Origin of the sequence: Paludisphaera rhizosphaerae, assembly GCF_011065895.1 — a bacterium.
GTDB classification, from domain to species: Bacteria; Planctomycetota; Planctomycetia; order Isosphaerales; family Isosphaeraceae; genus Paludisphaera; species Paludisphaera rhizosphaerae.
This window is the reverse complement of sequence record NZ_JAALCR010000015.1, coordinates 133619-154106: the sequence shown is the minus strand read 5'-3', so window position 1 is coordinate 154106 and position 20488 is coordinate 133619. Positions and strand designations below refer to the sequence as shown.

Genomic DNA, 20488 nt, shown 5'->3' with positions numbered 1-20488 from the left:
CCATCATGGTGAACTTCTTCATCGGACGGCCGATCTTCGCCACCGTCCTGGCGATCCTGATGGTGCTGATCGGCGGCATCTGCGCCTTCCTGCTGCCGATCGCTCAGTATCCGCCGATCGCGCCGCCGCAGGTCCAGATCACGACGACCTACACCGGCGCCGACGCATTGAGCGTCGCCCGGACGGTCACGACGCCCATCGAGCAGCAGGTCAACGGCACCAAGGGCCTGCTTTACTTCAGCTCGGACAGCACCAGCAACGGCGTCTCGAACATCGTGGCCACGTTCGACGTCGGCTACAGCCAGGACATCGCGGCCGTCGACATTCAGAACAAGGTGCAGACGGCCAACGCCCAGCTTCCTCCCGAAGTCAAGCAGTACGGCGTCACCATCAAGAAGACGTCGACTGACATGGTCTGCGTCGTCAACCTGACCTCGCCCGACGGCCGCCATGACGCGAACTTCCTGGACAACTACGGCCAGATCTACGTCACGGACGTCCTCAAGCGCATCCCGGGCGTCTCCGACGTCATGTCGTTCGGCCGCAAGTACGCCATGCGGATCTGGATCGATCCAGACCGCCTGGCCAACATGAAGATCGGCACCGACGAGATTCTCGCCGCCGTCCGCCAGGAGAATCTCCAGGCGGCGGCCGGCAAGATCGGCGGCTCGCCGGTTCCCGAGGGCCAGCTTCGCGAGTTCCCGATCACCGTTAAGGGCCGGCTCTCCAAGGCGGCGGAGTTCGAGGAGATCGTCGTCCGCCGCAACGACGACGGCTCGATCGTCCGGCTCAGGGACGTGGCCCGCGTCGAACTCGCCTCCGAGAACTACGAGACGGCCGGCTTTCTCGACGGCAAGCCCGCCGGCGCCATGCCGATCTTCCAGTACTCGGACGCCAACGCTCTGAACATCGTCGAGGCCGTCCGTCACGAGATGGAACGGCTGAAGAAGGACTTCCCCGAAGGCCTCGACTACGCGATGGCCTACGACACGACGAAATATGTCGAAGAGAACATTGACGAGGTCGAGCACACTCTGCTAGAGGCCTTCGGCCTGGTCATGCTCGTGGTCTTCGTCTTCCTTCAGGGAGTGCGGGCGACGATCATTCCGATGATCGCGATTCCCGTCTCGCTGATCGCGACGTTCGCGGCGATGGCCCTGTTCGGCTTCTCAATCAACTCGCTGACGCTCTGCGGCCTGGTGCTGGCGATCGGCCTTGTGGTCGACGACGCCATCATCGTCGTCGAGAACGTCGAGAAGTTCCTCCACCGCGGCTATCGGCCGCTGGAAGCCACTCGCGCCGCGATGGCCGAGATCACCACGCCGATCATCACGATCACCCTGGTGCTCGCGGCGGTGTTCGTCCCGGTCGCCTTCATGCCGGGCATGACGGGCAAGCTCTACAACCAGTTCGCCATGACGATCGTCTTCTCGTTCGTCTTCTCGGCGATCAACTCGCTGACGCTCAGCCCGGCCATGGCCCGGCTGTTCCTCAAGGCGAAGCACGGCGAGACGAGGTTCTTCCTCTTCCGCTGGTTCAACCGCGGCATGAAGTGGATCGAGGATTCGTACGACTCGGTGCTCCTCTTCACGGAGAAGCACTGGTGGACGATCGTCGTTCCCTCGCTCGGGCTGCTTGTCCTGACGGCCTACATGGTCGCCGTGCGTCCCAAGGCGTTCGTGCCGACCGAAGACCTGGGCTACCTGATCTGCGTCGTCCAGACTCCGGACGGCACCAGCCGCGAGGCCACCTCGGCCGTCATCAAGAAGGTGATGTCGATCGCTCAGGAGCTTGACGGCATTCAGCACGTTGTGGCTCTGGACGGCATGAACATCATGAACTCCACGACCCAGAGCAACGCGGGTGTCGTCTTCACGCCGTTGAAACCCTGGTCGGAGCGAAGGTCTCCCGAGTTGCGGGCCGCAGCGCTCTCGCAGAAGTTCCAGGGGATGCTCTTCAAGGAAATTCACAACGCTCTCCCGCTGGTCCTCCAGCCCCCGCCGATCCGCGGTCTGAGTCAGACCGGCGGTCACGAAATCATGATCGAGGACCGCGCGGCCAAGGGCGTTGACGCCTTGCAGCGAGTCGTCGACCAGTTCCAGGACGCCGCCAGAAAGCGTCCTGAGCTGGCGAGCGTCTTCACGACCTACACGACCCGCGTGCCGCAACTCCGCTTCGAGCTGGATCGCATCAAGGCCCGCCGCCTGGACGTGCCGATCTCCGACGTCTTCGCCACGCTTCAGGTGAACCTGGGCGCCTACTACATCAATGACTTCGACCTTCAGGGCAAGGTCTGGCGCGTGCTGATGCAGGCTGAAGGTGGCGTCCGCACCAAGCCGGACGACATCGCCAACCTGTATGTGCTCAATCGCAAGGGCGAGCGCGTGCCGCTGTCCAGCCTGGGCGAGGTCCACTACACCCTCGGCCCGATCGACGTCCCCCACTACAACTTGTACACATCGGCCAAGATGACCGGAAACCCGGCCCCTGGGTTCAGCTCCGGCCAGGCGCTCGACGCCCTCCGCGAGATCGCCGACCAGGTGCTCCCCGAAGGCTTCGGCTACGAGTTCACCGGGACGACGCTTCAGGAAGTCAAGACGGGCAATCAGGCGATCTACATCTTCAGCCTGTCGGTCATCTGCGTCTTCCTGTTCATGGCGGCCCTGTATGAAAGCTGGATCCGGCCGGCGGTCATTATCCTGACGGTCCCCCTGGCCATGTTCGGTGCGGTCGTGGGCCTCTGGTGGTACGACATGCCGCTGGACGTCTTCGGTCAGATCGGCCTGGTCATGCTGATCGGCCTGGAGACCAAGAACGCGATTCTGCTGGTCGAGTTCGCCGTCGAACAGCGCGAGAAGCACGGCAAGAGCATCATCGAATCGGCCATGATCGCCTCTCGCGAGCGACTCCGGCCGATCCTCATGACGTCGTTCGCCTTCGTCATGGGCGTATTGCCGATGGCCAGGGCCACCGGCGCCGGCGCCGCCAGCCGAAACTCGCTGGGCGTTGTCATCGCGGCGGGGATCGCCATCTCCACGATCCTCGGCCGATTCGTCATCCCCATCTACTACGTCCTCGGCGAGCGGTTGAGCGACTACTTGAAGCGGCTCCGGAACGTGGACGAAGAGGACGACCACGAGCACGACGCCGACCGCTCCGACGAGCATCCCGTCCTGGCCGGCGTGGATGGCAACGGACTGGTCCACTACCGAGCCACCGAGGCGGCCGTCCACGGTCCCCAGGACTGACCGAGAAATCCCCCCTCCACGCCCCCCCGTGGAACCGAGCTTGCCCAGAGGCAGCGGCCCCTGGTAGTCTCGGCCCCGCGGGGGGGCTTTTGCGCGCCCAGGGAATCCCCGCGTGGAAGAACCGGGACGGAGCCTTGAGCAGCCAACCGTTACGCAAGGTCGTGGTCGTCGGGCTCGACGGCCTGGAGCCGACGATCGTCGAGGCGATGCTCGCCCGAGGCGAGCTTCCCAACTTCGCCCGCCTGTCCGGCGACGGCCCGGTCGCCCGCGTCGCCACCACGGCCCCCGCACAGACGCCCGTCGCCTGGTCGACGTTCGCCACCGGAGTCGACCCCGGCGGCCACGGCGTCTTCGACTTCCTCCGTCGCGACCCCGCGACATACCGCATCGACAGCGGCCTGAACCACTACGAGCAGAAATCCCCCCTGCTCCCTCCAAAGGCCGTCAATCAGCGCCGGGGGGAGACGGTCTGGGACGTCCTCTCCGCGGCCGGCGTTTCCTCGACGATCCTGCGCCATCCCTGCTCTTACCCACCCGACCGTCTCCGCGGCTCGCTGCTGGCTGGCATGGGGGTGCCCGACCTGCGCGGGGGCTTCGGCACGTCCACGTACTATGCCGTCGAGCCCGGTGCGGCCGGTGAGAGCGAGAACGTGGTTGCGATCGTCGACGACGGCCGCTCGCCGATCGCGACCCGCCTGATCGGCCCCCGGAACCCTCGCAGCCGCGCCGACGTCACCGCCGACGTGAAGCTCGCCCGCTCGCCCGAGCCCGGAGTGCTGACGATCCAATCGCCCGGCGAACCGCGCGAGTTGCAGATCCGAGAGGGCGAGTGGAGCGGCTGGCTGAAGATCAAGTTCAAGGTCGGCCCGCTCCAATCGGCCCACGGGATCGTCCGCTTCCTCCTGATCCGCCGCGACCCGACAGTCATCCTCTACGCCTCGCCGGCCAACTTCGACCCCATCGCCCCCCTGTTCCCGATCAGCTCTCCGCCGGAGTACGCACGAACGCTGGCCGAGGACATCGGCCGTTTCCATACGGCGGGATTCGTCGAGGACCACAACGGCCTCATCAACGAGCGGATCTCGGAGGAGCAATTCCTCGCCCAGTGCGAGGACGCCTGGCGCGAGCGTCGGGCGATGATGGAGCGGGAACTGTCGCGGTTCGACTCCGGACTCTTCTACTGCCTCTTCGATACGCCCGACCGCGTTCAACACATGCTCTGGCGTTTCCGAGAGCCCGACCACCCGGCCAACCGCGGACGCGACGCGAATCCCGCGCTGGCCGGGGCGATCGAGGATCATTACCGTCGCGGCGACGAGGTCGTCGGACAGGCGCTCGACCACGTCGACGACCGCACGCTCCTGATCGTTATGAGCGACCACGGCTTCAGCAGCTTTCAGCGTCAGTTCCACCTGAACTCATGGCTCCAGCGCGAGGGCTTGCTCACTCTCGCGCCCGGCGGCTCGGGCGAATTCCTCCAGGGGATCGACTGGGAGAAAACGCGGGCGTACGCGATGGGCCTGAGCGGTCTCTTCCTCAACCTGCAAGGTCGCGAAGGGCGCGGGATCGTCCGCCCTGACGAGGCCGAATCGCTCCGACGCTCGATCGCCGAGAAGCTGTCGGGGGCTCGCGACGAAGAACGCGGCCAGGTCTCGATCCATTCAGCCCGCCCTCGCGAAGACGTCTACACCGGTCCCTACGTCGACGAGGCGCCCGACGTGGTGGTCGACTACGCGCCCGGCTATCGGATCTCCTGGTCGTCCTCGATGGGGGGCGTCTCCGACGGCCCGCTGCACGAAGACAACCTGCGAAAATGGTCCGGCGACCACTGCATCGACCCGGCCGCCGTCCCCGGCGTCCTGTTCATGAACCGACCGTTCCGCCGCGAAGGGGCGAGTCTCCAGGACCTCGCGCCGACGATCCTCGCCGCGCTGGGCGTCGAGAAGGGTAAGAACATGAAAGGGAGCCCGCTGAACCCATGAAGATCCTCTTGATCGAACTCAACCGCATCGCTCCCGACGTCCTGCTGGAAGACGAGAGCCTCACGACCATCCGCAGCCTGATGGAAGTCGGTTGCTTCGGCCGCCTCGCGGTCGAGGGATCGTCCATCAAACCGTCCACGGCGATTCGGAATCAGGTCGGCGGGGATCCGATCCTCATCGAAACCGATCCGGAGCTGAGCGGCGTCGAAGATCCGCAGCGCCTCGATGAGGAGGTCGGGAAGCACCTCGAAAACCTCAGCGAAGACGCTCTCGTGGCGATCGTCGCTGCGCCCGGCGATCAGCCCGAGGCGTTCATCCTCGCCGCGCCCCACCTGCCGCCTTTCGGCGCGATCGAGGGAGTCAAGCCCGCCGATCTGACCGCGACGCTGCTGGAACTCGCCGGCCTTCCCCCCCTGCCCGGCTCGGAGGGTCGAAACATCCTGGTGGATCGGCTTTCGGCCGAGTCGGACGAGGACGACGAATTGGTCCGCGAGCGTCTTCGGGGATTGGGGTACATCGGCTGAACGCGGCAGCCAAGGCGCGATTGACACCCCAACACATTTTCAGAAGTCGCAACCATAACGGCCTTCCCCCCTGGCGGGGGAAGGTGGCCCGAAGGGGACGAATGGTTCTTAGTTCTCAGTCATTAGAGCGCTGACCGCTCGGGTTGCACACAGAGCGGAGGAGTCAACGGGGACTGGCTCCGCAGCGCAGCGGAGGTGCCTGTCCCCCTTGGCTCCGAAGCGGCCTCGGGGATGCCCGGAGAAAGGGGACAGGCACCCGGCCGCCAGGTCGATACCAAGGGCCGAGGCGCTCGCGCCGGGAGCCAGTCCCCTTTCTCCTCCGCCGTGTGAAACTCAAGCGGTCGCCGCTCTAGAGAGGAAGACGACTGTGTTCCCTCGGCTGAGAACTGGGAACTAACAACTGAGAACTCCTTGGCGGTCGTTCCCCTCATCTGACCGCTTTGCGGTCTGTCTTCCCCCGCGAGGGAGGAAGACGTTTTAACGCCGCCGCCGAAAAAGCGTCGGGGCGTCAGCGTGAGAGAAGGAGAGCTTTTCTGATGCTCGCCGAGAAACTCTCAGCAATTCAACAGAACCCGCTGAGGGGCACTCCGATGAATCCTGCGATCGTCCTCACCGCAGCGCGTTGCGGCGGGGTTCGTCGATGGGTTGCGCGGGCTCGCTGAGCGCCAGGGCGGGGTCGTTGATCGGCGGCGCGTTGCGGTTGGAGGCGAGGCCCCGGTGCCATGATCGCCAGGCACGATCCAGTTCGCGGACGCTGGCCAGGCCATAGTGGTCGAGCGTGGCGGCGTCCCATCCGGTCGCGAGACCGTCGCGGACGAACTCCAGGAACCGCGGCCGGCCGCCGATCTCGATCAGGAACCGCGAGATCGAATAGCCCTGACCGTAGAAGGCCATCAGGTCCTTGGGATACTCATCGATCTGGAACAGCTCGCCCAGCGAGATCTCGCCCCGACGGGCCATGAGATCGACGGCGATCTGGTCGTGGCGGCTCCTCTCGCGCTGGTCTTCGCTCAGGAGCGAAGCCCCTTCGTCGGCCCAGCGAGGCATCGGACCGCCGAAGAACGCAGCGAAAACGGTGTGCGTCACCTCGTGCGGCACGGCCGAGGCCAGGATCCGATCGAGGCGGCCCTCAACGACCATGCTCTGATCGCTGACGTGGTTGTGGTCGAACCCGAAGGAGGTCAGCCCGCCCGCCTCGCCGCCGGTCAGCTTGACCTTCACCGGACAGGGTTCAGCCCAATCAGGCAGTTCGCGGCCGAGCCAGGCGCGAGCGATGGTCCGGCGGCACTCCTCGGCATGCTCGGCGACCTTCTTCGCCACGTCGGCTGATCGAGCCTCGACGACGAAGTTGGTGGTCCGATGCGAGGCCCCGCAAAGGAGGGGCAGAGCCCCGACCGACAGGACGACCGAGAGGAAGCGAGTCGACGGCCGGGCGCAGCAGTGGGCTTCCATGCGGAGCACTCCTCCATGAGCGTTCGCGATCGGGCCGATCCTTCGGGCGATCCGCGCCGGGGTGGCACCCCTCGGCGTCTGGCGGTCGAAACTTTAGCAGAAACCGCCGAGCCTGTCGCCTCGACTTCCCCCTGCTCCTAAACGTTGGTCCGGCATGGAATTCGAGAGTGTCAGTCAACCGGCGATCGGTTAGAATCCCCAGTCCTGCGGCCGTCTCGCCACTCTCGCCGCCTCGTCGGCCACCCCGAGATCAGGAATTCAGCAAGCCCGACATGGAGACGTCCCACTTCCTCATCATCTCGGGGTTGATCCTGATCAACGCCTATTTCGTGGCTGCCGAGTTCGCCCTGGTGAAGGTGCGGACCAGCCAGATCGATCAGCTCGCCGAACAGGGGAACTGGGCCGCCCGCCTGACCAGCAAGGCCCTCGATCGGCTCGACCTGTACCTGTCGGCCTCGCAGATCGGCATCACGGTGGCGAGCCTCGCGCTGGGGCGAGCGATCGAGAAGTGGATCGACCCGCTCATGGAGCACGTCCTGAGCTGGGTCGGCCTGGGGCATTCCCGGCTGGCCGTGGCGGGGATGTCGATCGCGCTGGTGCCGATTCTCTCGCTGACGTTCGTCACGTTCCTCCACATGGCGCTGGGCGAACAGGCGCCGAAGACCCTGGCGATTCGGGCGCCGAGGATCGTGGCGCTCGTCACGGCTCCGCCGCTCGTCCTCCTGGCCTACATCTTCTGGCCTGCCATCTGGCTGCTGAACGCGGCCAGCAATCTGACCCTGCGTCTGATGGGACTTGGATCCGCGAGCCACGAGGAGATCAGCCATACCGACGAGGAGCTGCGCCACATCCTCGCTGAGAGCGTCGAGGGAGGCCACCTGACGCGCTCGGAACGGGTCATGATCGAGAACGTCCTGACCCTTGAGGAGAAGACCGCCCGCCGCGTCATGATCCCCCGTCCGGACATCGTCTACCTGAGCCTCTCGCGTCCTCTGGAAGAGAACCTCCGGCTCGCTCGCCAGGCCGGGCACACGCGCTACCCGCTTTGCGAGGACGACCTCACGACCGTGATCGGGATGATCCATGTCAAGGACGTCTTTCGCAGCGGCGGCTTCCAGAACGGCCGAGTCGACCTCCGTCAGCTTGCGCGCAAAGCTCCCTACCTCCCCGTGACCCTGCGACTCGACCAGTTGCTGCTGGAATTCCAACGCAATCGGGTCCATCTCGCGCTCTTGCTCGACGAGTACGGCAGCGTGGTGGGGATGGTCACGCTGGAAAACGTGCTGGAGGAACTCGTCGGCCCGATCCAGGACGAGTTCGACCGCGAGGCGCCCGAGGTCATCGACCTGGGAGACGGCGTCTTCGAGGTCGAAGCCTCCTGCCCGCTCGACCGCCTGGAGGAAGCCGTCGGCATCGAGCTTCCCGAGACCGACGCCGAGACGACTGGCGGCCTGATCCTGGATCTGCTCGGCCGTTTGGCCCGTGAGGGGGACCACGTCGAGATCGAAGGTCGCCGGTTCATCGTCTTGAAGGCTGATCCCACCCGCGTCCGCCGCGTCCGGATCGAACCCATTCGTCCCGAACCTGTGGAAGAATCGAAAGCCGAAGGAGAAACCGAGGCTCCCTGAGCCCGGCCGGTCGCTTCCGCCGACGTTCAGCCGCGATATAATCGTGAGCGAATCGCGACCTGCGGGACGCGCGGTCGGATTTGCTTCCGACGCGGCGTCGCCCTCCTTGTCGACTGTCGCGGGTCCCGCCAGAGGTCGTCCATGCGCGTCTCGCTGTTCATCACCTGCTTCAACGACACCCTGTTCCCCAACACCGGCAAGGCCATGGTCGCCCTGCTCGAACGACTTGGCCATCAGGTCGAGTTTCCGATGGGCCAGACCTGCTGCGGCCAGATGCACTACAACAGCGGCTATCAGCGTGAGAGCCTGCCGCTGGTGCGTCACTTCGTCGACGTCTTCCGCGACGCCGAGGTCGTCGTCTCGCCGTCCGCCTCATGCGTGAGCATGGTGCAGGAGGTGTATCCCAGGGTCGCCGCCGAGTTCGGCGACGAATCGCTCCGCCGCGAGGTCGCAGCGCTTTCGCCGCGAGTCCACGAGCTGTCGATGTTCCTGGTGGACGTGCTGGGCGTTGAAGACGTCGGCGCCTACTTCCCCCACCGAGTGACCTTCCACACCACCTGCCACTCCAAGCGGATGCTCCACATCGGCGAGGCACCGCAAAAGCTCCTGCGCAAGGTGCGCGGGATCGACCTGGTGGAACTGCCCCGCGCCGACGAGTGCTGCGGCTTCGGCGGGACGTTCGCCGTGAAGAACGCGGACACGTCCATCGCGATGCTCTCGGATAAGATTCGCTGCGTGCTCGACACCCGGGCCGAATACTGCGCCTCGGCGGACAACTCGTGCCTGATGCACATCGGCGGCGGCTTGCATCGCCAGCGTGCCGGCGTGAATCCAATCCACCTCGCCGAGATCCTGGCGTCGACCGACGAAGACGCCCCCGCCGCGAAGGAGGTGCGATCATGAGCCGTCGCGAGCCGACCACCAACGCCGAGCTGATGTCGCGTGAGGGAGTTCCGCCGCTCCCGGTCTCGGCCCCGGCCATGCCCTTTCAAGATGCCGCGCGGCTCTCGCTGGGGGATACGCAGCTTCGCTTCAACATGGGGAAAGCCACGACGACCATCCGCGCCAAGCGGTACAAGGTCGTCGACGAGATGCCCGACTGGCAGAACCTCCGCGAGGCCGGGCGAGCCATCAAGGACCGGACCCTTCGCCATCTGGACAAGTACCTGATCCAGCTTGAAGAGTCTGTGACCCGCGTCGGCGGCAAGGTCCACTGGGCGGCCGACGCCGAGGACGCCAATCGGATCGTCGCCGGGATCGTCAAGTCCCACGGCGCGAAAGAGGTCGTGAAGATCAAGTCGCTCACGACCGACGAGATCGGCCTCAACGAGGCTCTCGCCCACCAGGGAATCAAGGCCTACGAGACCGACCTGGCTGAGCTGATCATCCAGCTCGCCGACGAACGGTCGTCGCACATTCTCGTCCCAGCGATCCACAAGAGCCGGGCCGAGATCCGCGAGATCTTCCGTCGCACCCTGGAAAACACAGAGCACCTCGGCGACGAGCCGAAGGAACTCGCCGCCGCCGCTAGGGCCCACCTGCGGCGCAAGTTTCTAACCGTCCCGGTGGCCGTCAGCGGCGTGAATTTCGGCGTCGCCGACACGGGGACCATCTGCATCGTCGAGTCCGAGGGGAACGGGCGGATGTGCCTGACCCTCCCCAAGGTGCTCGTCTCCGTCATGGGGATCGAAAAACTCGTCCCCACCTGGCGGGACCTGGAGGTATTCCTCCAACTGCTGCCGCGGTCGAGCACGGCCGAGCGGATGAACCCCTACACCTCGTTCTGGACGGGGATCGCACCACCGGGGGACGGGCCCGACGAGTTCCACCTGATCCTGCTCGACGACGGCCGATCCAAGGTCCTCGCCGACCGCAACGGCCGGCAGGCCTTGCACTGCATTCGATGCTCGGCCTGCCTCAACATCTGCCCCGTCTACGAGCGAACCGGCGGGCACGCCTACAACTCCGTCTATCCCGGCCCCATCGGCGCCATCCTGACGCCGCAACTCGTCGGGGTGGAGAACGCCGGGTCGCTCCCCTACGCCTCGTCGCTCTGCGGAGCCTGCTACGAGGTCTGCCCGGTGAAGATCAACATCCCCGAAGTCCTGCTGCACCTCCGCGGCGAGGTCGTTCGCCACAAGCAGGCGACCCTGGCGGGCAAGCTCTCGGGGGAGAACATCGCCATGCAGACGGTGGCCCGCGTGTTCGCCTCGCCCCGGCGCTACGAGGCCGCGCAAAAGGCCGGTCGACTCGGCCAGAAGCTGATGGTCAAGGGAGGGGTCATCGAACGGCTGCCGGGACAGCTCGGCGGCTGGACGGCCGTGCGAGACGTTTACCCCATCGCCCCTCAGACGTTCCGCGAATGGTGGAAGCAGCGGGAGAAGGTCTCAAACACCAAGACGGTTCCCCGCCAGGAGGCCCGGCCATGAGTTCGCCGCGAGACGTCGTCCTCGGCCGGATCCGCGCCGCCTTGAAGGACGTCCCCCCCACCGAGCAGCCCAAGGACGTTTACATCGACCGCGCCTACCTGCACGTCGACGACGGCGACGTCCATAAGCGGCTCGAACTCTTCATCGATCGCGTCCGCGACTACAAGGCGAAAGTCAAGGTCGTGCGACCCGAGGCGCTGGCGGCGGCCATCGTCGAATCGTGCGCGGCTCGCAGCGTGAAGCGACTCGTCGTCCCGGCCGACCTCCCCGACGGCTGGGCGCCTCCGGGCGTGGAACTGGTCCGCGAGCCCGGCCTGACGAATGAGCAGCTCGATCAGTCCGACGGCGTTCTAACCGCCTGCGCACTCGGGATCGCGCAGACCGGGACCATCGTGCTCGACAGCGGTCCTGGCCAGGGCCGCCGCGCGATCACGCTGGTCCCCGACTACCACCTTTGCGTGATCCGCCAGGATCAGGTCGTCGGCCTGGTCCCGGAGGCCGTCGTGAAGCTCGAGGCCGCGGCGGCAGAGCCTTCGCGCCCCATCACGTTCATCTCCGGACCCTCGGCGACTTCCGACATCGAGCTGAACCGCGTCGAGGGCGTCCACGGGCCAAGGACGCTGGAAGTGATCGTCGTGACCGAGTTGGACGTGGTCTGACGCGAAGCCCCCTCACTTCAGGCAGTGAGTTCCGTGGGTCACCGCGCCGCCGGCCCGCAAGGCGGCGGCGACCAGAACGGCCTCGGCGAGTTCGGCCTCGGAACAGCCTGCGGCCTTCGCTCGCTGGGAGTGGATCTCGATGCAGTAGGGGCACTGCGTCGTCATCGCCACCGCGACGGCGATCAACTCCTTCGTCCTGGCTGGGATCACCCCATCGGCCATCGCCGCCTTGTCGAACGCGAGAAAGCCCTCCCAGGCCGCGGGGGCCAGCTCACCGAACTTCGCAAGCTTCTTGAGGTTCGCAGGGTCGTACATGACGGACTCCGTCGGTTTCGAGGAGAGAACCAACACCAGGCGAAGACTCTGACGGCCGGAGTTCTTGGTAAGAAGACGTTACGTCCGTACCATCGCCGTCTCAAGAGCCTCGACGGCGTGGCGTGTCCATTCGGAATATCTTCACGTTTGTGGTTCCCTCCTGGAATCTGCAGCGGACGGCAGACCGACGCTCAAGGTCGGGGTAAAGTCTTTGCTGCCGGCGATCTTGTCAGAGGGTGTCGCCTCTACTCGCCATGATCACGCGATGATCATCCTTCACACTCACTCGAAACTTAAATTCGGTAGCTTCAACCCTACTTGAGATGTGAGCTTCTCCGGGGAGGACCCACTCGTGAACCTCGGCCGACGATTTCCCTCCGCTTACCGATTCATGGCCGTCGGACTCGCCGCGGCGGCCCCCCTGGCCCTGCCGCTTCTAGCGCAGGAAGATCCCCGAAAGGCTAGCCCCGCACTCGCGAAGACTCGTGCGGCCGGCCCAGTCGAGGGCGGATTCCTGCTCCCCAACGGCTGGACGATCTCTCCGGCTGGGGATCAGGTCGTCCTTCATGATCTGCCGCTCAACATTCTCCCGCTGCCGGACGGGGAGCACGCCCTGGTCACGTGCAACGGGTACAACGACCACGACCTCAACCTCGTCGACCTCAAGACCAAGGCGGTCGTAGCGCGGCAGAACGTCCGGGAGAGTTGGTTCGGCCTTGCCCACGACCCGGACAGCAATCGCGTCTGGTGGGCCGGTGGTGGGACCGGGATCCGCCACGTATACGAACTCAAGGGGCGCGAACTCCGCCGGATCGGCCAGGACGAACCCGCCACCGCGGCGATCCCCAAAAAGCAGCGGGCGGCCGCGCCGAAGCACTTCCACGGCGGTCTCACGTTCGACCCGGTGAAGCAGGTTCTCTACGCCCTGGACGTCGAAGCCGGAACGCTTACGGCGATCGACGTCGCCGGCAAGGCGCCCGACCGCGTCGCGACGATCGGCGGACGCCCCTATGATGTGGCCCTCTCGCGCAACGGGGCTCGGCTCTACGTTTCCGACTGGGCGGGCCGCAGCGTCCTGGCGATCTCACCCAACGACCTCCGCGTCGTTGCGAAGATCGGCGTGGGCGAGCATCCCAACCAGATCGCCCGACATCCGAAGGACGACCGTCTGTTCGTCGCCTGCGCCTCGAGCAACAACGTCGCGGTGATCGACACCGCTCGCGGAGTGGTGACCGAGACGATCTTCACGGGCCTGTTCCCGCGCGCCCCTGAAGGAAGCACGCCCGACGCCCTGGCCGTGAGCCCCGACGGCGAGACGCTCTACGTGGCCAACGCGGATAACAACTGCGTGGCCGTCATCGACGTGGAGGAGCCAGACGAAAGCAGCGTCAAAGGATTCATCCCGACCGGCTGGTACCCGACCGCCGTCGCGGTTTCACCCGACGGCAAGAACCTGCTCGTCGGCGTTGGAAAGGGGAACCAGACCAGGCCCAACCCTTTCTATCCCAAAGAGGCGAAGGGCGACGCCGACAAACAGACTGCCCAGGCGCCGGCGAAGAAGGCGAACGCCAGGGGTCAACTCTACCCCTACATCGGCACGACCCTCTCGGGCGCGCTTTCGATCGTTCCAATTCCCGATGAGAAGGCCCTGGCCGCCTACACGGCGACGGTCTACAAGAACTGCCCTTACTCTGACGAGCAACTGACCGCCGCCCCGCATCCCACCAAGACGGCCATCCCAACCAAGGTTGGGGATCCGTCGCCCATCAAGCACATCATCTACATCATCAAGGAGAACCGAACCTACGACCAGGTTTTCGGCGACATCGAAAAGGGGAACGGCGATCCCAGCCTGGTGATGTTCGGCCGCGAGGTGACGCCGAACCACCACAAGCTGGCCGAGGAGTTCGTTCTCCTGGACAACCTGTACTGCAACGGCCAGGTCTCTCGCGACGGGCATCCCTGGTCAACCATGGCCTACAACACCGACTACGTCGCCCGCGACTGGATGCTGACGTACTCGCGCCGCGAGGGGATCGACGACGACGATGAGGCGAACCTGACCAAGGCTCCCTCGGGCTACATCTGGGACGCCGCGGCCCGTGCCGGGCTGACCTATCGCAGCTATCGCGAAGCCGGTCGCCGCGTCAGCGAGGCCGATGGCGCCGTGAAGTTCGAGGCGGCCGTCCCGGGCCTGGTCGGCCACATGGCGCCCAAGTACGGGATCCCGAAAGTCGCCGGCGAACGCGACCGCGACACCGACAACGTCGACGCTTTCCTCGAAGAATTCCGTCGCTACGAACAGGACGGCGACCTGCCGCGTTTCATCGTCATGAGCATGGGCGAGGACCATACTTCAGGGACCACGCCGGGAGCCTTCACTCCCCAGGCCTGCGTGGCCAGCAACGACCTGGCGCTCGGGCGACTGGTCGACGCCGTGAGCAAGTCGAAATACTGGAAGGAAACGGCGATCTTCGTCATCGAGGACGACGCCCAGAACGGGCCCGATCACGTCGACGCCCACCGCACCGTGGGCCTCGTCATCAGCCCGTATACCAAGCGCAAGTTCGTGGACAGCACCCAGTACCAGACCGTCAGCATGATTCGAACGATGGAGTTGATCCTCGGCCTGCACCCTCTCAGCCAGTTCGACGCGGCGGCGAGGCCGATGTTCGAGTCATTCACCGATCAGGCCGACCTGACGGCTTACGACCACCTCCCGGCCCGGATCGATCTCAACGCCAAGAACACGCCGCTGGCGTACGGAGCTGATCGGTCGTCGCAGATGGACTTCCGCGAGTACGACCTCGTCGACGACTTCGAGCTGAACGAAATCCTCTGGCACGCGATCAAAGGGGCCGATGCGCCGACGCCCCCCGCAGTCCGGAGGGCGATCGCTTTCAGGCCGCTCCGCAAGTCGCCCGAGTGACCTTCCGCGAGATCCCTTCTAGCAACGACGCGCATCCATCGGAACATATTCGCGCTTGCCGGCCCCGGTGTAGATCTGACGGGGCCGGCAGATGCGGCGGTCGGGGTCGCCGTAAAGTTCGTACCAGTGTGCGATCCAGCCGGGAACACGGCCGATCGAGAACATCACCGTGAACATGTTCAACGGGATGCCAAGCGCCCGGAGGATGATGCCGCTGTAGAAGTCGACGTTGGGGTAGAGCTTCCGCTCCAGGAAATAGTCGTCGGTGAGCGCGATCGAGGCCAGTTCGCGGGCGGTGTCCAGCAGGGGGTCGGAGACGCCCAGAACGTCGAACAACTCGGTGCAGGTCTTCTCCAGGATCTTTGAGCGGGGATCGAAGTTCTTGTAGACCCGATGGCCGAAGCCCATCAGGCGGAACTTCTTGTCCTTCACCTTGGCGACGACCGTCTTGGGATCGTCGCCGCCGGCCTGGATCTCCTGGAGCATCTCGATCACGGCCATGTTCGCCCCGCCGTGCAGCGGCCCCCACAGGGCGCACACGCCAGAGGCGACCGAGGCGAAGACGTTGGCCCCCGACGAGCCGACCATGCGAACCGTCGACGTCGAGCAGTTCTGCTCGTGGTCGGCGTGGAGGATCAGGAACTTCGTCAGCGCCCGGACGACCTGCAACGGCGGATCGTACCGCCGGTGCGGCTTCGAAAACATCATGTGCAGGAAGTTGCGGCAGTAGGAGAGCGAAGGGTCGGGATATTCCATCCGCTGCCCCTTCGTCATCTTGTAGCTGAACGCCGCGATCGTGCAGACCTTGCTCATGACCGTGGCCGTCGCCCGGAGCAGCCGCTCGTCGTCCATCTCGGAGGAGAGCAGTTCCGGATGATAGCATCCGCACGCGTTGATCATGGCCGAGAGCATGGCCATGGGATGCCCGTGCGAGGGGAAGCCCTCGAAGTGGTAGCGCATCCCCTCGTGGAGAAGTTGCTCGTCGGTGAGCATCCCGCGGAAGCGTTCGAGCCTCTCCTTCGTCGGGAGTTCGCCGAAGATTAGCAGCAGGGCGACTTCAACGAAGGTGCTCGTTTCGGCCAGTTCTTCGATCGGATAGCCGCGATAGCGGAGGATGCCCTGCTCGCCGTCGATGTACGTAATGGCGCTCTTGCATGCGGCGGTGTTGCCGAAGCCCGGGTCAAGCGTGACGTAGCCGGTCTTGTCTCGGAACCGACTGATATCGACGGCGTGCTCGTCCTCGGTGCCGACGATCACAGGAAGGTCGACCTCGACCTCGGGAAGTTGAACGCGGGCGGACGCACGCTGAGTGTCGGCGTCGGGAGCGGGAGCAGGGGCGGGTTGCATGAACGGTTCCTCGACGTGAGCCGGCGAACGAAGACGGGGCGACGCGAGACGTCGGCTCGGTGAGGGAGAGAGGACCGCCGCGCCGGGAAACCACGGGCGAGAAAGGAGGGACGGGCGGGGCGAGGTCGATCGTCCCGCCCGTCGCAATCATCGGAGAGACGAATCAGCCGCGCTGAACCACCACGGTCGAGCCGTCGGGGGTGGCGTTGTCGGCGTAGTCGAACCACTTGGGATCGAAGACGATCCGGCGGTTCTCGCGCATCGCGATGTTGGAGGTCAGGGCGATGACCGCGTCGGCCAGGGCGACTTCGCCCTTGCAGCGGGGCTGGTGGTCCTTGTCCGCGTGATAGTTGGAGGCGTCGCCGTGGCGGACGCAGTAGGCGAAGTGCTCCAGCTCCTCACGATACCCGCGGGACGGGTCGGCCGTGGCGAGGCCGCCGATAGCCGTCGCGGCGCTGGGGCCGGCGGTGCTGGGGCTGGTCTCCAGAACCGGCTTCTTGCCCTGGGTCTCGACCGTGACGCTGGTCGTCTTGGAGAGCGCGGCGGCGCCGGCCTCCTTGAAGAGGAGCAGTTCCTTCTCGCCGGCGACGAGCATCGTCCCCTTCGAGCCCATGACCTGCTCGCCGTAGCCGTCGAAGGAATTCGTGTTGATCGACGAGTAGGTGACGACGATGCGGTCCGACTCGTCGGCCCCCGGGAACTCGAACATCGTGAAGACGTGGTCGTCGACCTCGCGGTCGTCCTTGTAGAAGAACTTGCCGCCGACGCCGGTGACGGCGAGCGGGTGCTTCTTCCCGAGGAAGATCGAGCAGGCGTCGAGCTGGTGGCTCCCCAGCTCGGCCATCAGGCCGGCGCCGGTGCGGTTGTAGAGCCGCCAGCGGATCAGCTCGTCGAGGCTCTCATAACCGTGGGCCTTGAAGTCGACGTCCTTGTCGGCGTCCGGAATGGGACGCTTCCAGGAATCCTGGTAGACGATGTTTCCCTTCTCGTCACGCTCGACCTGGGGCAGGCCGTTGGAGTCATAGACCGTGTTGCCGGCCTTGTCCTTGGCAATCCGAGGCAGCGCGTTGTTGCGATGCCAGAGGGCGCGGATGTGGCGAACGTCGCCGATCAGCCCGCTGGTGAGCAGGTAATTGGCGTTGTCGTAGAGCGCCGAGTAGTGGCGCTGGTGGCCCACGGCGAGCAGCTTGTTGGTCTCACGGGCGACCCGGCACATCTGCTTGCACTCGGCGATCGAGTGCGCCATCAGCTTCTCGGTGAAGACGTGCTTGCCGGCCTTCATGGCCTCGATGGCGACCGGGGCGTGCAGCCAGAGCGGCAGGGCGATGACAACGACCTCGACGTCCGGGTCGGCGTACATCTCTTCCTTGTTCTTGTACTGCTTGATCTTGGCGGCGTCGGCCTCGCCGTACTGCTTGTGGCTGGCGAACTCCTTGCGGCCCCGCTCCTGCTGGGTGGGGCGGATGTCGCACATCCCGATGAAGTTCATGTAGTCGCGGTTGTGGAAGCGGATCATGGCCTGGCAACCTTCGTCGCCGGTGCCGATGATCGCCGCCTTGACGGGGGGCTTGTCCCCCATCTTGTTGTAGCCGAAATAGTAGGCGCCCATCGCGGGGGCGGCGGCCGCGGCGGCCAACCAGTCGCGACGGCTCATGCCCAGGGCCCGGTCGGCGTTCTCACGGCCCAGGAGGCGCTGCTCGGGGGTCAGATGCGTCATGGCATTTCCTCTCGAATAAGAAGCGTCTCTTAGTGACGGGACGCGTAACGGGCGGATTCGTCGGCGGCAAGGTCATCGGCTTCCGCCCGCGCCTCGGCCGCATCGAGGCGAGCCAGGCGGCGACGGCGGCGGGCGCCGAACAGCAGGGCGTCGAGTCCCAGCCAGTGGGCGCTCGGCGTGCAGGCGATCAGCAGGCAGGCGATCAGCTCGATCAGGTTCTTGCTGACGATGAAGTAGTGTCCCTCGACCTTCGGATTGTCTGGGAGGCCCGGCCAGGGAGGCATCGAGAGATAAATCATCCCCAGGAAGGCCGCCGCGCAGAGGGCCGCGAACGGCGTCATGAGACCCAGGATCAGGCAGACGCCCATCACGATCAGACCGTACTTGGTCATTACGTTGACGACGTCCAGAAAGGTCGTCGGTCCCTGATACTGGGGACCGGAACCCGTCAGGTCGATGGCCTTGGCCTTGGCCTCCTTCTGGTCGGGGGTCGCCTTCCCGATGATATCCGCTCGCAGCGCCGCGGCCTGTTCAAGGATGGGGGCGGTGAGCTTCCTGCGATCGCCTTCCAGCTCCTTGCGGGCGTCCCAGGCTCGTTCTTTCTCGAACGACATGGCCTTCGGGTCGCGCTCGACGAGCATCGCTTGACGCAGGTCGTGGAAGTACTTGTCTCGGTCGTGGGCGTTGTCCGGAATGGCGAACCACTGGTCGGCCCACTTGACGGCCTCGGCCAGGCGCTTTTCGGCGAGTCCCTTCTGATCTTCGTCGAAACCGTAGAACCGCTCGATCCTGGCGACGTCGTCGGTCCAGGCTTGCTTGAGCCGCTCGGGCGTGAGCAGGTCGATCCCGTTGGGATCCGGCAGCATGCCCCGGAAGTAGGGGGCGAAAGGACCGTTGGCGTTTTTCAGGTACATTTCGGCGGAGAAGGGCTTGCCGGTCTTGTCGGCATGATACTTCTCAAGCCCCTCGGTGAGGAAATGCCAGCCGATCGCGATGCGGAGGAGCACGAGAAAGAGCGCCCCGAGGAACCCTATCTGGTAGCGTCTGACGGCGTTCAGGGGACGCCTCCTTTCTTACTGACTAGCTTACAGGCGTGAAGGGGGTCAGGTGGGGGAGAAATCGCCGGGGCCGAGTCCCATGGCGGTGACGCGTGGGGAGCGGTCCGACGGCCCCTCCTCGACGATGACGACCCCGATCTCGGGCCGGCGCGCGACCAGGTCGCGGGCGGCGTCGGGACCCAGGACGTATAGGGCCGTCGAAAGCGCATCGGCCTCGGCGGCGTTGGGGGCGAGGACGGTCAGGCTGGCCGGTCCTTCGACCGGTTCGGCCGTGCGAGGATCGAGGATGTGGCCGTATGATCGGCCGCCGACCTCGAACCGCTGGAATGCGTCTCCTGAAGTACCGATCGCGCGATTGCGGACGCGAAAGGCCCCCAGGGGAGTTTCGGCGTCGAACGGATTCCTCAAGGCGACGTCCCAACGGTCGGCGAATCGGCCCGGGGGGGACCCCAGGGCGTACAGGCTGGAACGGCCGCCGTGCACCAGAGCCGAGGTCGGCAGAAGATGGCCTCGGATCACGTCGACGGCCCGGTCGATCGCATATCCTTTGCCGATACTGCCGAAATTCACCACAAGCCCCGGCACGTCGAATGCGACCGAGCGACGAGCCGGATCGAGGTGGAGCTTGTTCCACCCCGAACGAGCGAGGGCGTCAGCCCGCTCGGCGTCGGAGGGAACGCGACGAGGGCCTCGAACGAATCCCCAGATTTCGGACAGGGCCCCAGCGGTCACGTCATACGCGCCGCCGCTCCACTCCGAAATCGCTCGGGCCAACTCCAGCAGCCGGAACAGGCCCTCTTCGACGACGACCGGAGCCTCATGGGCCGTCCGGTTGAGGCGGGCGACCTCGGAATCGTCGCGATAGATCGTCAGTTGGGATTCGAGGGCCTCGACCACGTCCAAAGCGCGGCAAGCCAGATCGAGGCCGCCAGGGACGCGGGCCCCCAGACGGACCTCGAAAGAAGAGCCCATCCCCGGCCGGTGGACGCGCAGCAGGTCGGCGGCCCCAGCGTGCCCGTGAGCGTCGACGGGAGTGCGCGAGGCCTGATCTCCCATACGCCGGAGGCGCATAAGATCGCGACGATTCACTCCGCTTCGAGGAGCCTTCACGGAGGGGGCCCTTGCAAGGGTGTGGGAGGGTCGCTCCGGGCCTTGGACGGCGGGGGCGATCCCTCGACTATAACAGACGGAGCCGGCGCG

Annotated in this window: 14 protein-coding genes; 8 read left to right on the top strand and 6 right to left on the bottom strand. The window is 65.6% G+C overall.

The features are described from left to right. Positions 1-5: 5 nt before the first annotated feature. The 3 genes from G5C50_RS20025 (at position 6) to G5C50_RS20015 (ending at position 5754) form a co-directional block, all read left to right on the top strand. Positions 6-3248, top strand: coding sequence for an efflux RND transporter permease subunit (locus G5C50_RS20025; protein ID WP_165072224.1), 3243 nt, complete (start codon positions 6-8; stop codon positions 3246-3248). Positions 3249-3382: 134 nt separating this feature from the next. Further along, a complete protein-coding gene (locus G5C50_RS20020; RefSeq protein ID WP_240907283.1) occupies positions 3383-5230 on the top strand; it encodes an alkaline phosphatase family protein in 1848 nt (615 codons plus the stop codon). Beyond that, a complete protein-coding gene (locus G5C50_RS20015; protein WP_165072222.1) occupies positions 5227-5754 on the top strand; it encodes a hypothetical protein in 528 nt (175 codons plus the stop codon). Before G5C50_RS20020 ends, G5C50_RS20015 begins: the two co-directional genes overlap by 4 nt. A 609-nt stretch (positions 5755-6363) precedes the next feature. Here G5C50_RS20015 and G5C50_RS20010 read toward each other — a convergent pair. Beyond that, the gene (locus tag G5C50_RS20010) at positions 6364-7206 is read right to left on the bottom strand and encodes a gluzincin family metallopeptidase (protein WP_240907282.1); all 843 of its coding nucleotides are present in this window, start codon (positions 7204-7206) and stop codon (positions 6364-6366) included. Positions 7207-7478: 272 nt separating this feature from the next. Between G5C50_RS20010 and G5C50_RS20005 the strand changes: the two genes are divergently transcribed. The 4 genes from G5C50_RS20005 (at position 7479) to G5C50_RS19990 (ending at position 11922) form a co-directional block, all read left to right on the top strand. Beyond that, the gene (locus G5C50_RS20005) at positions 7479-8834 is read left to right on the top strand and encodes a hemolysin family protein (protein WP_165072219.1); all 1356 of its coding nucleotides are present in this window, start codon (positions 7479-7481) and stop codon (positions 8832-8834) included. Positions 8835-8975: 141 nt separating this feature from the next. Beyond that, positions 8976-9737: a (Fe-S)-binding protein gene (locus G5C50_RS20000; protein ID WP_165072217.1), complete on the top strand. Its 762-nt coding sequence runs from the start codon at positions 8976-8978 to the stop codon at positions 9735-9737. A 32-nt stretch (positions 9738-9769) separates the two neighbouring features. Continuing rightward, positions 9770-11263 carry a LutB/LldF family L-lactate oxidation iron-sulfur protein gene (locus tag G5C50_RS19995; RefSeq protein WP_165072318.1) on the top strand — a complete coding sequence of 498 codons (1494 nt, stop codon included), beginning with the start codon at positions 9770-9772 and terminating at the stop codon, positions 11261-11263. Then, positions 11260-11922 (top strand): LutC/YkgG family protein, encoded by a 663-nt coding sequence (locus G5C50_RS19990; RefSeq protein ID WP_165072215.1) that lies wholly within the window; start codon positions 11260-11262, stop codon positions 11920-11922. The genes G5C50_RS19995 and G5C50_RS19990 overlap by 4 nt, the downstream gene beginning before the upstream one ends. Before the next feature lie 12 nt (positions 11923-11934). Here the strand turns inward: G5C50_RS19990 and G5C50_RS19985 are convergent, their stop codons facing one another. After that, positions 11935-12237 (bottom strand): carboxymuconolactone decarboxylase family protein, encoded by a 303-nt coding sequence (locus G5C50_RS19985; RefSeq protein WP_165072213.1) that lies wholly within the window; start codon positions 12235-12237, stop codon positions 11935-11937. Between the two features lie 352 nt (positions 12238-12589). Between G5C50_RS19985 and G5C50_RS19980 the strand changes: the two genes are divergently transcribed. Continuing rightward, positions 12590-15166, top strand: a complete 2577-nt coding sequence (locus tag G5C50_RS19980; RefSeq protein ID WP_240907280.1) for a bifunctional YncE family protein/alkaline phosphatase family protein — start codon at positions 12590-12592, stop codon at positions 15164-15166. Positions 15167-15184: 18 nt separating this feature from the next. Here the strand turns inward: G5C50_RS19980 and G5C50_RS19975 are convergent, their stop codons facing one another. The 4 genes from G5C50_RS19975 to G5C50_RS19960 all read right to left on the bottom strand — a co-directional run bounded on the left by G5C50_RS19975 (position 15185) and on the right by G5C50_RS19960 (position 20359). Next, complete coding sequence (locus G5C50_RS19975) at positions 15185-16513, bottom strand: citrate synthase (protein ID WP_165072211.1); 1329 nt, start codon at positions 16511-16513, stop codon at positions 15185-15187. A 163-nt stretch (positions 16514-16676) separates the two neighbouring features. Continuing rightward, the gene (locus G5C50_RS19970) at positions 16677-18230 is read right to left on the bottom strand and encodes a Gfo/Idh/MocA family protein (protein ID WP_165072209.1); all 1554 of its coding nucleotides are present in this window, start codon (positions 18228-18230) and stop codon (positions 16677-16679) included. Positions 18231-18259: 29 nt separating this feature from the next. Further along, a complete protein-coding gene (locus G5C50_RS19965) occupies positions 18260-19237 on the bottom strand; it encodes a DoxX family protein (protein ID WP_206107775.1) in 978 nt (325 codons plus the stop codon). Positions 19238-19333: 96 nt separating this feature from the next. Next, entirely contained in the window at positions 19334-20359 is a 1026-nt protein-coding gene (locus G5C50_RS19960) for an FAD:protein FMN transferase (protein ID WP_240907279.1), read from the bottom strand. Positions 20360-20488: the final 129 nt, after the last annotated feature.